Annotated in this window: 11 protein-coding genes; 2 read left to right on the top strand and 9 right to left on the bottom strand. The window is 66.2% G+C overall.

What is annotated here, in order from left to right:
* Nucleotides 1–126: 126 nt before the first annotated feature.
* From dmpG to NL241_RS03200, 3 genes are read right to left on the bottom strand one after another with little or no spacing between them, the layout of a single operon-like run.
* A complete protein-coding gene (gene dmpG, locus NL241_RS03210) occupies nucleotides 127–1,176 on the bottom strand; it encodes a 4-hydroxy-2-oxovalerate aldolase (RefSeq protein WP_494396749.1) in 1,050 nt (349 codons plus the stop codon).
* Entirely contained in the window at nucleotides 1,173–2,105 is a 933-nt protein-coding gene (locus NL241_RS03205) for an acetaldehyde dehydrogenase (acetylating) (protein WP_494396748.1), read from the bottom strand. The genes dmpG and NL241_RS03205 overlap by 4 nt, the downstream gene beginning before the upstream one ends.
* A gap of 12 nt (nucleotides 2,106–2,117) precedes the next feature.
* On the bottom strand, nucleotides 2,118–2,903 hold the full coding sequence (locus tag NL241_RS03200) for a 2-keto-4-pentenoate hydratase (protein ID WP_494396747.1): 786 nt from the start codon (nucleotides 2,901–2,903) through the stop codon (nucleotides 2,118–2,120).
* Nucleotides 2,904–2,975: 72 nt separating this feature from the next.
* On the opposite strand from NL241_RS03200, the gene kstD reads away from it, so the two are divergent.
* Both kstD and NL241_RS03190 read left to right on the top strand, forming a co-directional pair.
* Nucleotides 2,976–4,667 (top strand): 3-oxosteroid 1-dehydrogenase, encoded by a 1,692-nt coding sequence (kstD, locus tag NL241_RS03195; RefSeq protein WP_494396746.1) that lies wholly within the window; start codon nucleotides 2,976–2,978, stop codon nucleotides 4,665–4,667.
* A gap of 1 nt (nucleotide 4,668) precedes the next feature.
* Nucleotides 4,669–5,529 (top strand): enoyl-CoA hydratase ChsH3, encoded by an 861-nt coding sequence (locus tag NL241_RS03190; protein WP_494396745.1) that lies wholly within the window; start codon nucleotides 4,669–4,671, stop codon nucleotides 5,527–5,529.
* 10 nt (nucleotides 5,530–5,539) lie between these two features.
* On the opposite strand, the gene NL241_RS03185 is transcribed toward NL241_RS03190, so the two are convergent.
* The 6 genes from NL241_RS03185 to NL241_RS03160 form a co-directional block, all read right to left on the bottom strand.
* Nucleotides 5,540–6,826 (bottom strand): hypothetical protein, encoded by a 1,287-nt coding sequence (locus NL241_RS03185; RefSeq protein WP_494396744.1) that lies wholly within the window; start codon nucleotides 6,824–6,826, stop codon nucleotides 5,540–5,542.
* Between the two features lie 391 nt (nucleotides 6,827–7,217).
* On the bottom strand, nucleotides 7,218–7,982 hold the full coding sequence (locus NL241_RS03180) for a BPL-N domain-containing protein (protein ID WP_487695957.1): 765 nt from the start codon (nucleotides 7,980–7,982) through the stop codon (nucleotides 7,218–7,220).
* Nucleotides 7,979–9,277 carry a heparan-alpha-glucosaminide N-acetyltransferase domain-containing protein gene (locus NL241_RS03175; protein ID WP_487695958.1) on the bottom strand — a complete coding sequence of 433 codons (1,299 nt, stop codon included), beginning with the start codon at nucleotides 9,275–9,277 and terminating at the stop codon, nucleotides 7,979–7,981. The genes NL241_RS03180 and NL241_RS03175 overlap by 4 nt, the downstream gene beginning before the upstream one ends.
* Entirely contained in the window at nucleotides 9,274–10,047 is a 774-nt protein-coding gene (locus NL241_RS03170; RefSeq protein WP_487695959.1) for a BPL-N domain-containing protein, read from the bottom strand. Before NL241_RS03170 ends, NL241_RS03175 begins: the two co-directional genes overlap by 4 nt.
* 7 nt (nucleotides 10,048–10,054) lie before the next feature.
* Entirely contained in the window at nucleotides 10,055–10,849 is a 795-nt protein-coding gene (locus NL241_RS03165) for a dimethylarginine dimethylaminohydrolase family protein (protein WP_487695960.1), read from the bottom strand.
* 26 nt (nucleotides 10,850–10,875) lie between these two features.
* Complete coding sequence (locus NL241_RS03160) at nucleotides 10,876–14,949, bottom strand: Pls/PosA family non-ribosomal peptide synthetase (protein ID WP_494396743.1); 4,074 nt, start codon at nucleotides 14,947–14,949, stop codon at nucleotides 10,876–10,878.
* Nucleotides 14,950–15,079: the final 130 nt, after the last annotated feature.

The raw sequence follows: 15,079 nt of genomic DNA, 5'->3' as shown, positions 1-15,079 counted from the left end.
GCCATGCCGGCTATGGGGCTGCGGCACGGTGAATGTCACCGGAACGTGAGGTTTCGCCGGCTCGCCGAACGGGGGCAGGTCGTACCCGTCAGTGCCCTGCGCTCGGCCGTGTCAGCTCCCACCCGTTCAGGTGGCCGCTTCCATCTCGCGCTTGATCTCGAGCGCGATGTCGATGAGTTGGTCTTCCTGACCACCGATGAGTTTGCGCTGGCCGGCACGGTGCAGCAGCTTGTGTGCCGGCACGCCGTAGCGTTCGGATTGGCGGATGGCGTGTTTGAGGAAGCTGGAGTACACCCCGGAATAGCCCATGATCAGTGCGTTGCGGTCCAGCAGGCATTCGGCCGGCATCGCCGGGGCCACCACCTCTTCGGCGGCATCGGCGATGTCGAAGAAATCGATACCGGTCTTGACGCCGATCTTGTCGAAAACCCCGATCAGCGCCTCGACCGGCGCGTTCCCGGCGCCGGCGCCGAAGCGGCGACACGACCCGTCGATCTGCTTGGCCCCGGCACGCACCGCTTCGATGGAGTTCGCCACGCCCAGACCGAGATTCTCGTGACCGTGGAAACCGACCTGCGCGTCGTCACCGAGCTCGGCCACCAGCGCGGCCACCCGGTCACGCACCCCCTCGAGCACCAACGCCCCGGCGGAGTCGACGACGTAGACGCACTGACACCCGGCGTCGGCCATGATGCGGGCCTGGGCGGCCAGCTTCTCCGGGGAGATGGTGTGGCTCATCATCAGGAACCCGACCGTCTCCAGGCCCAGCTCGCGGGCCAGCCCGAAATGCTGGATCGAGACGTCGGCTTCGGTGCAGTGGGTGGCGATGCGGCAGATGGAACCACCGTTGTTCTGGGCCTCTTTGATGTCTTCTTTGGTGCCCACCCCGGGCAGCATCAGGAACGCGATCTTCGATTCCTTGGCCGTCTCGGCCGCCAGTTTGATCAGTTCCTGCTCCGGGGTCTTGGAGAACCCGTAGTTGAAGCTGGACCCGCCCAGCCCATCACCGTGGGTGACCTCTATAACAGGAACGCCGGCACTGTCCAGTGCCGCGACAATGGCACCGACCTCGTCGGTGGTGAACTGGTGCCGCTTGTGATGCGACCCGTCGCGCAGCGACGTGTCGGTCATCCGGATATCCCACATCGGGTCGAAATAGATCTCGTTGGTACTCATGCGTGGCCTCCTGTCGTGGCTGCCAGTACTTCCTTGGCGATCTCCTCGCCCACCTTGGTGGCCGCGGCGGTCATGATGTCGAGGTTGCCGGCATACGGCGGCAGGTAGTCACCGGCACCTTCGACTTCGATGAAGGTGGTGACCACCGCATGCCCGCCGGAGTTCATCGACGGATCGTCGAACTGCGGCTCGTTGAGCAACCGGTAACCGGGCACATACGTCTGCACCTCGGCCACCACGTCCCGGATGGACGCCGCGATGGCATCACGGTCGGCGTCTTCGGGGATGGCGCAGAAGATGGTGTCGCGCATGATCATCGGCGGATCGGCGGGGTTGAGGATGATGATGGCCTTGCCCCGCTGAGCGCCGCCGATGTTCTGCACACCGGCGCTGGTGGTCTTGGTGAACTCATCGATGTTGGCCCGGGTACCGGGACCAGCCGACGCCGAAGACACCGACGCGACGATCTCGCCGTAGGGCACCACTCCCCCCTGTTCGACGACAGCACGACACACTGCGTAGACGATGGGGATCGTGGCCTGTCCACCACAGGTCACCATGTTGACGTTCGGGGCATCGAGATGTTCGCGCAGGTTCGCCGGCGGGATGACGCCCGGGCCCACCGCGGCAGGGGTCAGGTCGATGGCGCGGATGCCCGCCTCGGCATACCGCGGCGCGGCATCACGATGCACGTACGCGCTGGTGGCCTCGAACACCAGATCCGGCTTCTCACTGAGGTTCAGCAGCCAGTCCACCCCCTCGTGACTGGTCTCCAATCCCAGCTTGCGGGCCCGTGCCAAGCCCTCACTGTCCGGGTCGATGCCGATCATCCACCGCGGCTCCAACCAGTCGGAGCGCAACAACTTGTAGAGCAGGTCGGTGCTGATGTTGCCGGAACCGACAATCGCCACTGTCGCCTTATCGGGCATGTGTTTCCCTCGCTATTCGAAAGTCAGCTCTACTGAACCTAACCCGGTGAAGTCCGCGATGAAATGGTCACCGGGATGTGCATCTATCGCCCTGGTGCACGAGCCCGGCAACACCACATCACCGGCTTTCAACCGCACCCCGAACTGATCGACCTTGCGCGCCAACCACGCCACGGCCGTCACCGGATTACCCAGCACGGCATCACTGCGTCCCTCGGCGATCACCTCACCGTTGCACCGTAATTCGGCGTTGATGGCTCGTATGTCCACATCCTTGGGAGACACCCGCTGCGCACCGAGCACCCAGCCCGCCGAGGACGCGTTGTCGGCGATGGTGTCGCAGAGTTTGATCTTCCAGTCCTTGATCCGGGTGTCGATCAACTCGATCGACGGCGCGAAGGCCGCCGTCGCCGCCAGCACGTCGTCCTCGGTGCAGCCTGCACCCGGCAGATCGTCGGCCAGGATGAACCCGACCTCCACCTCCACCCGCGGGTACAGGTACTTGGCCGCCTTGACCGGCACATCCTCGAACACCGCCATGTCTTCGAGCAGGTGACCGTAGTCGGGCTCGTCGACGCCCATCATCTTCTGCATGGCCTCGCTGGACAGACCCACCTTGTGGCCGATCACCTTGGCGCCCTCGGCCACCCGCTGCCGAATATTGATCAGCTGGATCTCATAGGCGTCGACGACGTCGATATCCGGATGGGCACTGGTCAACGGATCGATCGGCACCCGACTGCGCTCGGCTTCCGCCAGGTCGGCGGCCAACTCCGCGCGGGTCTGTTCACCCAGCATTTCGTGAATTCCCCTCACTTGTTTGACCGGGGCAGTTGTTCGCAGCCCGGGCAATTCTATAACGTGTTCTACATGACGGGTCAGGAGTGCGCTGCATTCGACGTAGTGGTGGTGGGGAGCGGCGGCGCAGGCATGGTCGCCGCCCTCACCGCCGCCCACCAGGGACTGTCAACACTAGTTGTTGAGAAGGCCCCGCACTATGGCGGTTCGACCGCGCGTTCCGGGGGTGGTGTGTGGATCCCGAACAACGAGATTCTCAAGCGGGCCGGTGTCTCCGACACCGCGCAGAACGCCCGCACCTACCTGCACGCCATCATCGGTGACGTGGTGCCTGCCGAGAAGATCGACACCTACCTGGAGCGAGGGCCGGAGATGCTCTCGTTCGTACTCAAGCACTCGCCGCTCAAGCTGTGCTGGGTGCCCGGGTATTCCGACTACTATCCCGAGACCGCGGGCGGCAAGCCGACCGGGCGCTCCGTGGAACCCAAACCCTTTGATGCCAAGAAGCTCGGTGCGGACCTGGCAGGTCTCGAACCGCCGTACGGCAAGGTGCCGCTCAACGTGGTGGTGATGCAACAGGACTACGTTCGGCTCAACCAACTGAAACGACACCCACGTGGCGTCCTGCGCAGCCTCAAGGTGGGTGGGCGCACCATGTGGGCCAAGGCCACCGGCAAGAACCTCGTCGGAATGGGCCGCGCGCTGATCGCCCCGCTGCGGATCGGCCTGCAGCAGGCCGGTGTCCCGGTACGGCTCAACACCGCGTTCACCGACCTCCATGTCGAGGACGGGGTGGTACGCGGAATCTACGTCCGCGACACCAATGCCCCGGAATCCGCTGAGCCCGAACTGATCCGGGCCCGCCGGGGCGTGATACTCGGCAGTGGCGGCTTCGAGCACAACGAACAGATGCGGGTGAAGTACCAACGCGCCCCCATCACCACCGAGTGGACCGTCGGGGCCAAGGCCAACACCGGTGACGGCATCCTGGCGGCCGAAAAGCTGGGCGCTGCACTCGATGTCATGGAGGACGCGTGGTGGGGGCCGACGGTTCCGTTGGTCGACGCACCCTGGTTCGCGTTGTCGGAGCGCAACTCCCCGGGCTCCATCATCGTGAACATGGCAGGCAAGCGCTTCATGAATGAATCTATGCCGTATGTCGAAGCCTGCCATCACATGTATGGCGGCCAGTACGGGCAAGGCCCCGGGCCGGGCGAGAACATCCCCGCATGGCTGGTGTTCGACCAGCAGTACCGTGACCGCTACATTTTCGCCGGTCTGCAACCCGGGCAACGGATCCCGAACAAGTGGCTGGACTCCGGCGTCATCGTCAAAGCCGATACCCTGGCGGAGCTGGCCGAGAAGGCGGGGCTGCCCGCTGCCGCGTTCGCCGAGACCGTGGAACGGTTCAACGGTTTCGCGCGCTCCGGAGTGGATCAGGATTTCCACCGCGGCGAGAGCGCCTATGACCGTTACTACGGCGATCCCACCAACAAGCCGAATCCCAATCTGGGTGAGATCACCCACGGACCGTTCTACGCGGCCAAGATGGTGCCGGGCGACCTGGGCACCAAGGGCGGCGTGGTCACCGACGTGCACGGTCGCGCACTGCGTGACGACGGTTCGGTCATCGAGGGTCTGTATGCCGCGGGTAATGTCAGCGCACCCGTGATGGGCCACACCTATCCCGGCCCCGGCGGCACCATCGGACCCGCCATGACCTTCGGGTATTTGGCGGCACTGCACATCGCCGGAAAGGCCTGAGATGCCCATCGATCTCGACGTTGCCCTGGGCGCGGCGCTGCCGCCGGCCGAATTCTCCTGGACCAGCAGCGACATCCAGCTCTACCACCTCGGGCTCGGGGCCGGAGCAGACCCGCTGGATCCCCGCGAACTGAGGTACCTGGTGGACGACACCCCACAGGTCCTGCCGACGTTCGGCAACGTGGCCCAGAGCTTCCACATGACCACGCCGCCGACGGTGAACTTCCCCGGTATCGACATCGAGTTGTCGAAGGTGCTGCACGCCAGCGAAGGCATCTCCGCGCCGGCACCGATTCCGCCGTCGGGCACCGGTGTCGCCGTGACCAGGTTCACCGATATCTGGGACAAGGGCAAGGCCGCCGTCATCTGGTCGGAGACAGAAGTCACCGCGCCCGATGGCACGCTGCTGTGGACGCAGAAGCGTTCTATCTTCGCGCGGGGCGAGGGCGGTTTCGGCGGTGACCGGGGCCCGTCAGGGACACAGGTCACCCCAGAGCGAGCACCGGATCTCGAGCTGGCCATCGCGGTGTTGCCGCAGCAGGCGCTGCTGTACCGGTTGTGCGGTGACCGCAATCCGCTGCACTCGGATCCCGAATTCGCCTCTGCAGCAGGCTTTCCCAGACCGATCCTGCACGGGCTGTGCACCTACGGCATGACCTGCAAGGCCATCACCGACGCATTACTCGACGGTGACGCCGCCGCCGTGGGCTCATACGGTGCGCGCTTCGCGGGCGTCGTCTATCCCGGCGAGACCCTCAGGGCGCGCGTCTGGAAGGAAGACGGCCGCTTCGTGGCCAACGTGGTGGCGCCCGGCCGCGACGACGCCGCGGTGCTGTCCGACGTGGAGTTGACGCCCGCCTGACCTCTCGAGGTCACACCCCAGCGGAACCTCCTCCGCCTCCGTCGCCGCCCGAGTTGTTGGAGTCGTTGTTGTTGGACTCGTTGTTGGACTCGTTGTTGTTGGACTCGTTGTTGTTGGACTCGTTGTTGTTGGACTCGTTGTTGTTGGACTCGTTGTTGTCGTTGTTTCCGGAGCCGCTGTTGTCTTGACCGTCGGAGCCGGACGGCCCCGCCCCGGCCGACCCGCCGCCGGACGAGTTGTTGTTGTCAGCGCCGGTGTTGTCACCGATGCCGCTGCCGGAGTCATTGTCGGTGGAACCGTCGTTGCCGATGCCGCCGCCGATCGTGTCGCCCCCTGAGGGTTCCTGCGGCGCTGCGACCACAGGCTCCGGCTCACTGCTCGGGGGTGGGGCATCTGGGGTACTCGGCGAGGTGGTGCCGAGATCGATGACGACGTTCGAGACGGGCACCTCGACACTCGGAGGCTCAGCCGGGGGCGGCTCGACGGCCACCGGGGCCGGTTCGGGCGCCGACGCGACAGGCTCGGGGTTCACCGGAGCCGGGTCCGGCGGCGGGGGTGGTGGTGGCGCAGCCGGGGGTGCGGGCGGAGCCGCGGTTTCCGGGGGTGCAGCTGGGGCCGGCGCGTACGGCGCCACGGGCCCGGAGAGCACGGTCATTCCCGTCGTGGGCGGGGGCCCCGGCGGCACCCATGGTGTCGCCGACTGTTTCACCCACGGCGGCAGCCACAGCCATGACGGTACCGGCAACCATGTCGGCCACTGGAAGAAGAACGGTACCGCACCTTCTCCCGTCCACCCGCCACCGCCGCCGGGGCTGAAGGGCAGGGCCGGATAGGTGCCGTTGATGGGCGAAACCGCAAACTCGAGTGCTTGTGCCGCGGCGAAGAATTCAGAGACAGCGGCAAGTTCGATGTGCGCCTGCTCGGCGAGTTCATGCTGAAGGAAACCCAGGAATTCCGCCACCGCCGGAGCGGGCCCGGACAGTGATTCGAACACGATCTGCCTGAGCGCCAACGGTTGAGCGTCGGTCCACAGGTCCCAACCGAAGATCGCCTTGCGTCCCTCCGCGTTCACGGTCTGGGACTGGTCGATGCTCTGCTGTCCCGGATAGGGACCGATGGCATCGCGCTGGCCATACAATTCCGGGACTCTTCCGGTGATCATCGAGAACCCGAGCGACGCCGCAAATGCGATGCCGCCGGCAACCACTATCGCGTCGCGGATACTTCCCCGGCCCGGCTGCTCCTCCCCCCGAGGGGCCGACGCCTGTCCGTGCGTACCGATAGTCTGATCCACCATCAGGACCTCCCCAAGTCCGTGGCGTGAGCAACAGACGTTGCGCCGCTGATTGTTTCGCGGATGCGAACCAATCGTTACTGGCAGCTGTGCTTCATCGCAGTTCATCCTCAGCATATGCCGTTGCTGTAACAGCGTCAACATGCGATTTACATGCGCCTAACGTCGGCGAAACGCAGGTTGCTGTTTCGCGGTACCACACAGGTAACACATCGAACTCATTCCGGTGCACTGGCCTTAAATGCCTGCGTAACAATCAAAATCAAGTATTCAATTCAACTGTGGGGCCTCGGTGGACAGCAAAGGCGCGACGGCAGGCAGTCGATCGACCCGGCGCTCAGAGCGACCCTCGATCTGATTCCGCAAAAGTTTGCCAGAGAAAGCACTTACGGAGTCACATGAACAGCGTCTGTTCGATCAACCGGTGCCCCAGCTCGGGATGAATGGCCTTGTGAGGGTCGGCATCTGAGGGGCTGAACCACGCGAGGTCCGCCTCGGGATGCGGACCGACCAGACCCACTCGGCCGCGGCCGTATGAGGCGACCACAGCGGCTGCCTCCCCGCCCGGATAGGTGGCGAGAACCGTCGCGGGCGCATTGGGTGCCAGCGAGAACGCCGGCCCGTCCTGGAAATACATCTCGCGGGCCTGGCCGGACCAGTCCGTCATCACCGTCGTGTAGTCGTCCGTGCTGACGGACGCATTGGGTGAATCGATATAGCGGTAGACCTCGCCGGGAAGCAGACCGTATCCCGGGTCGGCGCCGGCGAGATAGGCGCCCAGACAGAATCCGAGATAGTTTCCACCACCCAGCACCCACTGCCGAATGGTGTCCGCATCATGGCGCAGATGGTTCCACGCCGAGCTGACATCGCCGCCACCCGGTTGCGCGTACAGCAGCATGCCGCTCAAGGTTTCCGGGCTGACATCGCGCGCCTCGTCGGGCCCGATGAACTCGACCTCGAGCGGGGTGGGGCTGCTCCCGAGCAGTCGGGCGACGGCCTCGCTACATCCGTCACACGACCCGGCACCACGTCCGCGGTACACCGCGGCGCGGGCGGGCGACGCCGACAGGTTCGCGGCCATCGTCCCCGCGCTCGCCCCGATCAGCAGGGCGATGGAGGCCGCCGCACCGGTGACGAACCTGCGTCGAGTGATCACGGATGTACCTCCCCCGGGGTGACGGTCGGGCGCGGCGCCTTCTTCGTCACGCGAATGGCGAACCGCTTGGCGCGGCCGGTGACCGTGGCGGTCAATGCTTCCAGCGGGCCGCGGCCGGCACTGGCCTGCCACGCGATGCCGAGCACGATCGCCGCGATCACCTGCAGCACCAAACTGGTTGTCGGAACGTAGGTGTCGTGAATCGAATTGATGAACATCACATGCAGCGTGTAGAACGTCAGCGTCATCTTCCCGGCGGCGGCCAGCGCGTAGGAGACCAGTCCGGCACTCATCCGGAACAACGGCGTGGTGACATGGTCGAGCAACAGGATCGCGGCCAACACCGCGACCGCGATACCGATGGTCGACACCAGATCGAGCGGCGTGCCGCTGTGCGGTTCGACAAGCGCGAGCCACCACCAGGTACCCGACGGCGGAGTTCCGTCGCCGCCGTAGGTCAGCACCTCTCTGGTGTAATCGGCGGTGGCGGTGTCGGCCGCCGACCAGATGTGCTGCAGCCCACCGTAGCGATACAGCAACAGGCCCGAGGCCACCTGCGCCAGCGCGGCCGCCACGCACCCGGCGACCAACAGCCGCGAGGCGGTACGGCTGGACGACAACGTGAGCCGGCCGATCACCAAACCCGCACAGACATAGGCTATCCACGTCAGTGCCGGAAACTCGCCGGTCACCATCAGCTCCGAGAACAGCTGCAGTGGGCGGGTGAACAGATCATCGAATCCAGGGTTCAGTGTCGTTTCCTGCGGAACCGGGAGATGGGGGATCAGCAGGAACGTCAGTGCCGGTGACCCGAACACGAACGTGAACCCGGTCAACGCCACGGCCCAGGTCGGCAGAAACACCAGCGGGATCGCGAGGATGAACATCAGTGCGTAATAGGGCAATATCACCGAGGCCAATTCGGCATCGGTGTAACCGAGCGCCAACCCGATGAAGCCCACGACCGCGGCACGCGCGATCAGCGAAGCCACCGTTCCGGGCACCCGGTCGAGTCCGACTCGGGAACGACCGGTGGTGAACGCGATGGACACCCCCGCGAGCACCGCGAAAAGCGCCGAGGCGTTACCCGCGCTGACGACATACGTCCAGGCGGGGCCGCCCGTTGCGGGGTTCTGATCCGGTAGCACGTGGATGACCATCATTCCGATCAGCGCGACACCACGCGCCGCGTCGACACCGTGCAAGCGCAGTTTCGGCCGGTGGTCGGCCGCCGGCGCCGCGCGGGGGTGCGGCGCGGTGACCGCGGGGGGTACCGAATCGAGGGTGGTCGTCATGGGCGCATGATCTCGTTGAGCAGGTCCAGACCCAGGTCCCGGCCACGGGCATTCGCCGCGGCCGAACTCCGGTGACCGGGATCCGGCAGACCGACGTCGGTGAACCAATCCTCGCCGGCCTCGGGATGCGGGCCCACCACCCCCACCCGGCCGTTACCGAACCTGTTCACCGCGGCGGCAACCGTGTCATTCGGATATCTGGCCAGGACAGTGACTTTGACTTCGGGATCGAGCTGGAAGCAGGGGCCGTCCTGGAAGTACATCGCGCGGCGCGACCCTCGCCAATTCACTTCCACGATGGCGTCCTCCTCGGTGTGGACCGTCGCGGAGGGTGACTTGATGTACTGATCGCTGTCGCCGGGGATCAACGCGAAACCCGGTGAGGTACCGGCCAGGTAGCCGCCGAGGCAGATGCCCAGATAGTGTCCGCCGCCGGCGACGAAGCCCCTGATCATCCTGCTGTGCGCGCGCAGGTGACGGTATGCGTCGTCGAGGTCGGGGCCGCCGGGCTGGACGTACAGAGTCGCGTCGGCGAAGGACGCCGGGCTCAGCGCGCGTTTCTCTTTCGGCCCGACGAACGCAACCTGCAGGTCGAGACCGCTGGCGGACAACAGATCCGCGGCGGCTTCGGGGCATCCCGGTGAGGACGCAGGCCCGCGGTAGATCAAGGCAACCGGGCTCGGGGTGGGCCGGCCGCCGGCCTCCCGACGACTGCGGCGCGGTCCTCGTGATCGGGTGTACCGCCGTACGGGGTGGGTCAGTGAGATCATCGTTGGCCTACTTGGTGCCGAGAGTCAGCGCCGTGCAACGGATTCCGCCGCCGCCCTTACGCAACTCGGTGGTGTCGAGTTCGATCACACGCAACCCGCGGTCGCGCAGATCAGCTGCAAGTGCCGGCGCGCCGGACGTCATCGTCACCGTCGTACCGTCACTGACGAGGTTCAGCGCGAAGTTCGCCGCCTCGTCCACGTTCACCTTGATGAGATCGAGACCGAGCCCGTGCAGGGTGTAGACACTGAGTTCGTCGAGCGCTTCCGGGCAGTACGCGATGGTCTGCGGCGCGTCGATCACCGCCACGGCGAGATCGAGGTCGTACCACAGCGGACCCGAGGTGGCCAGCGCCACCACCTCCAGGCCGAGATGCTCGGCGAGCACCGCGTGCATCCGGATGTCGGTACGCTGCCCTGACGCGGCGAGCAGCATCGACCCGCATCGCAACGCATCCCCCTGGCCGCTGAAGGCATAGGGTGCGTCGATGACGTCGTAACCCCGCCCGCGCAACCACCGGCCCACGTGTGGGACCTCCGGACGTCGGGGCACGGGTGGTTGTCCGAGGACGGCCCGGTCACCCACCACGACTGCGGTGTTGGCGGTGTACACCATGTCCGGACATCCGATGACCGAGGGCAGGTAGTCGACTCTCCGGCCGGCCGCACGGTGCGCTTCGATGATCGAGCTGTGTTCGGCTGCTGCGCGTGCCGAATCCGGTTGATCTCCGACGGACATGTACGGGTTGATCTCGTACTCGATCTGATAGTGCCGCGTGTCCGACACCAGCAGGTGCGTGTTCATCGAATTTTCCTCCCCCACAGAGTTTTTCACAGCGATACCGTCTCCCGAGCCTGATCCCCTTGCCGCCGCCGCCGGTGGGCCCCCGGGCCGGCGCGGTGCCACCGCAACCGAGTTGGCGGCCGTCGCGTGGGTTCACCCGCGGTGTCGCCGCGGCTCTGCGCCGGGATCCCACCCCAGTGCGTCCCGATCGCGAGGTGTTCACCCTTCATCAACAGCGACAGCGAATCCAGCGCCACGTCGCGGTCGATCGTGCTGTCGTACAACACAATTGCCCGGTTCCCCACACTGGCGCCCGGACCGATACTGAGCTTGGACATCTTCATCACCCGGTCCTCGAACAGGTGGGTCTGCAACGACGCCTCGACTCCGACTGCCGCATCGTCTCCGATCTCGACCAGATCGAACTCGGTGATGTAGGTGGTGCCCACCCAGGCGCGCCGGCCGACGGACACGCCGAACCATCGCAGCACCGGCGGCAGCATCGGCGTGCCGATCAGAAGGCCCAAACCGACAGGGACCGCCGCGGCCTCGTAGAGGCCGGTCACCAGTTCCGAGCGCCGGACATACTTGCTCCACAACGGTTCCACCCTGGGGGCATACGCACCGATGAGGTTTCGTTTCACGGCGGCGCAGTAACCGATCACCGCGAGCGCACAGCCTGCCGCGATGAAGGGCGATAACAACGCCGGCCACAGCAGATCGCGACCGCGTGCGAGTTCGGACAACACCCACAGGAACAGATAGGTGCTGATGCCCAGCAGGGAAGCAGGCAGCGTGGCGCGGACGAACTCGATCGCAAGACGGTGCCGCACGAGTTCCTTTGACGGACGGTATGTCTCGGACTCGGCGAAGTTCCCGCTGAACTGCCGGGCCGGCAGGTTGATCGCGGGTGAGCCCAGCCAGGACGTCCCCGACGGGATGCCGCCCGGCGGAGGTACCGTCGCCACCCCCAGCAGACAGTTCTCCCCGATGCAGGAGCCGGCCGGCACGACCGCCGCATTGCCGATGAACGAACGTCGGCCTATCACCGTGGGCGCTGCGGACAGATGGCCGCCGGCAAACGTGGCCGACCCGACACTGGCCATGTCCGCGATGAAGGTCTCGTCCTCCAACCGCAACAGATCGGGATCGAGGTGACCGGCCGTGGAGATCTCCGAACCGCGGCCGATCTTGGCGCCCAGCAGACGCATCCACGGCACGGTGTACAGCGTGGCGTAGAGCGAGTTGGTGTAGTCCAGGCTGGTCTCGAGGAGTTTGTCCGAGATCCATTTGCGGACACCGAGCGCCGAGCGCGCCGAGTATGTACCGGGCGACAGCCTCGGCAGGATCAGTCGCTTCCCGACCGCGACGATGACGCACACGGTGATCACGAAGATGGGTCCGGCCAGCAGCGTGATGAGCAGCCCGGCGAGGATCCCCCAGTTCAGCAGTACCGCCCACACCGCCATGACGGTGGGCGCGATCATCGCGATGACCGCCAGTTCCAGACCTACCAGGCCGATGAACGTCGCGATGAGAAGCCGAGCCGGCCACGCCCGGGGATTCGGTGCACCGCGCAGCAGGTGTTCCACCGGCTGCGAGAGTTCGGACACCTGGGCCGCCGGCGAACCGGCCCACCGTTGCCCGGAAGGTACCGTCGCGTCACCGACGAGCAACGACTGCTCGCCCAACGCTCCACCCGCTTCCACGGTGGCCCCCGGATCGAGCACGGCATGGGCGCCGACGAAAGCGCCGGCGCCGATCGTGATCGGCTGGACCAACACCCAACCGTCCTGTACCCGCCATGGCCTCAGCGTCGCTCCATATCCCACCGAGGCCCCGTCACCGATGCGCAGCATCGTGGGCATGGCCAGCGCGCTCGACCCCAGATGAGTTCCCCGGCCGATCGAGGCACCCAGCCACCGGAGGTACCCGGCGGCCAACGGCGACCCACTGAGCACCGGCAGCGGCGCGACGCCCAGCAGCATGCTCGACGTCCAGATCCGCAGATACGTCCACCCCCACAGCGGATAGCGCCCGGGCCTGATCCCGGAGAGCAGCACGCGGACGAACATCAACGGCAGCACCCACCGCACCGCCACATAGGTCAGCAGGATCGCCGCCATCAGCTCGACGAGAACCACCACGGTCGCGTAACCGTCGTTGACCGTGTACACGTAGGCCACCGGCACCGTGATGACGAAGAACAGCAGGTAGAGCACCACGATCTGGATGGCACCCGCGGCCCCGACCGCCCAGGACGGATGCCGTAGGGGGCCCGGTCGGGTGCTTGCCGCGGTCGGCCCGCTGGACAGGTACCTGCACAGCGCCCGCACGGTCGGATTCTGATAGATGTCACGCAGCGCGGCGGACACGAAACCGGCCTCCCGCAGCCGGGACACCGCTCGCGCCGCCAGCAGGGAGTGACCACCGAGGTCGCGGAAGAAGTCCGCCTCCACCGACACCGACTCGGCGGGCACCTCCAGCGTCTGGGCCCAGGCCGCCACCACCCGTTCCTCGGTCGGCGTCTCCGCGGCAACCAGGGGACCGCCACCGGTGAAGCGGTGTCCGGCCGGCTCGGGCAGGCGCTTGCGGTCCACCTTGCCACTGGGCATGGTCGGGAGTTCGGGCAGTACATCGACTGTCGCGGCCACCATGTAGGGCGGAAGCTTGCGCCGCATCCGTTCATGCAAACCCTGCGCCAGTTCGGTCTCCTCGATGTCGCCCTCGGCCTGGACGACAAACGCTGCCAGCGTTTCCGCAGCGCCCCCGGGGGTCGCGGCCACCGCGGTGACCACCGCCTCCGCGACGAGGGGATCCTCCATCAACACCGATTCGACCTCGCCGAGGTCGATGCGGTGCCCCCGGATCTTGACCTCGGCGTCGGCGCGACCGTGGTATTCGATGTTTCCGTCCGCATCGATCCGGCCGAGGTCTCCGGTCCGGTACAGCCGACTGCCCGGCGGAGCCATCTCGTGTTCGATGAACCGGTCCGCGGTCAGATCCGGCCGGCCCGCGTAACCGAGTGCGACACCGGGACCACCGATGCAGATCTCTCCGATCTCACCGTCGGGTACCGGCACCCGCTGCTCGTCGAGCAACACGACCGAATACGTGGGCAGGGGACGCCCGATGGTCACCGTCCGCCCGGGGATCAGCTGCCCCACGGTGGCGGTCACGGTGGCTTCGGTGGGCCCGTAGGTGTTCAGCATCCGGCGACCCGGGTCGGCCCACCGGTTGACCAGTTGCGCGGGGCACGCCTCCCCACCGACGAGCACCGACCGGATGGAGGGCAGCACGCGCGGAAGCGTCGCCAACAATGTTGGAACGCAATACAGCACCGTGACGCCGCGGTCTTCCAGGAAGTCGGCCAGCTCACCACCCAGGCGCCGGGAATCGGTCGGTCCCACGACAAGCGTTGCTCCCCGGACCCAGGTCGGCCAGATCTCCTCGATGGAGAAATCGAACGAGATGGTCATTCCTTGATACACCCGGTCATCCGGCCGTACGTCGTACACCTCGGGCACCACCGACAAGAAGTTGCAGATGCTGGCCTGGGAGACCATCACGCCCTTGGGCCGCCCACTGGATCCCGAGGTGAACATGACATAGGCGATCTCGTCTTCGGTGGGAGGCGCGAGCTCGATCGGGGTACACGGGCAGCCGGCGATCTCGGCGGCTTCGGTGTCGATCAACACGACCCCGCAGGGCGACCCTTCGGTGGCCGGGGCCAGGTCCGAGGTGGTGATGACCACCTCGACCTCGGCGTCGCCCACGATGTAGCCCACCCGCTCCTGTGGCGCGGCCGGGTCGATCGGCACCAGGGTCGCGCCTGCCTTGCCCCCTGCCAACAGGGATACATACGTCGAGATCGAGCGCGCCAAGAACACCGCAACCCGGGAGCCCGGGCCCGCGCCCCGCCGGCGCAGATAGTGCGCCAACTGGTTCGCCATCGAGTCGAGTTGGCCATAGGTGACGGTGCCACCGTCGTGCTCGACCGCTACGCGTGCCGGTTCACGAGCACAACTGCGCTCGAACAGCTGATGCATCCGTCGCGGAACCAGGTCCACCACAGCGGTATCAGCCGCGGGCGCCTCCAACCCGTAGACACTCAATGTCATCTGATCGATTCCCCCCTAGCGATTCGAAGACCGCTGTTGGTCAACCACTTTCGGCTCACCCCAGCCGGTCTTCCGCCCCCGGTCGCCGGACAGTGGTCTGAAGACCGGCGGCACCAGCCGCCGGCAGCGA

It is taken from the genome of Mycolicibacterium sp. SMGY-1XX (assembly GCF_059132455.1).
This window is presented reverse-complemented; position numbering and strand designations above follow the sequence as displayed.

Coding starts and splice junctions, on each gene's coding strand:
- dmpG (WP_494396749.1), bottom strand. CDS start 1,176: ATGAGTACCAACGAGATCTATTTCGACCCGATGTGGGATATCCGGATG.
- NL241_RS03205 (WP_494396748.1), bottom strand. CDS start 2,105: ATGCCCGATAAGGCGACAGTGGCGATTGTCGGTTCCGGCAACATCAGC.
- NL241_RS03200 (WP_494396747.1), bottom strand. CDS start 2,903: ATGCTGGGTGAACAGACCCGCGCGGAGTTGGCCGCCGACCTGGCGGAA.
- kstD (WP_494396746.1), top strand. CDS start 2,976: ATGACGGGTCAGGAGTGCGCTGCATTCGACGTAGTGGTGGTGGGGAGC.
- NL241_RS03190 (WP_494396745.1), top strand. CDS start 4,669: ATGCCCATCGATCTCGACGTTGCCCTGGGCGCGGCGCTGCCGCCGGCC.
- NL241_RS03185 (WP_494396744.1), bottom strand. CDS start 6,826: ATGGTGGATCAGACTATCGGTACGCACGGACAGGCGTCGGCCCCTCGG.
- NL241_RS03175 (WP_487695958.1), bottom strand. CDS start 9,277: ATGACGACCACCCTCGATTCGGTACCCCCCGCGGTCACCGCGCCGCAC.
- NL241_RS03170 (WP_487695959.1), bottom strand. CDS start 10,047: ATGATCTCACTGACCCACCCCGTACGGCGGTACACCCGATCACGAGGA.
- NL241_RS03165 (WP_487695960.1), bottom strand. CDS start 10,849: ATGAACACGCACCTGCTGGTGTCGGACACGCGGCACTATCAGATCGAG.
- NL241_RS03160 (WP_494396743.1), bottom strand. CDS start 14,949: ATGACATTGAGTGTCTACGGGTTGGAGGCGCCCGCGGCTGATACCGCT.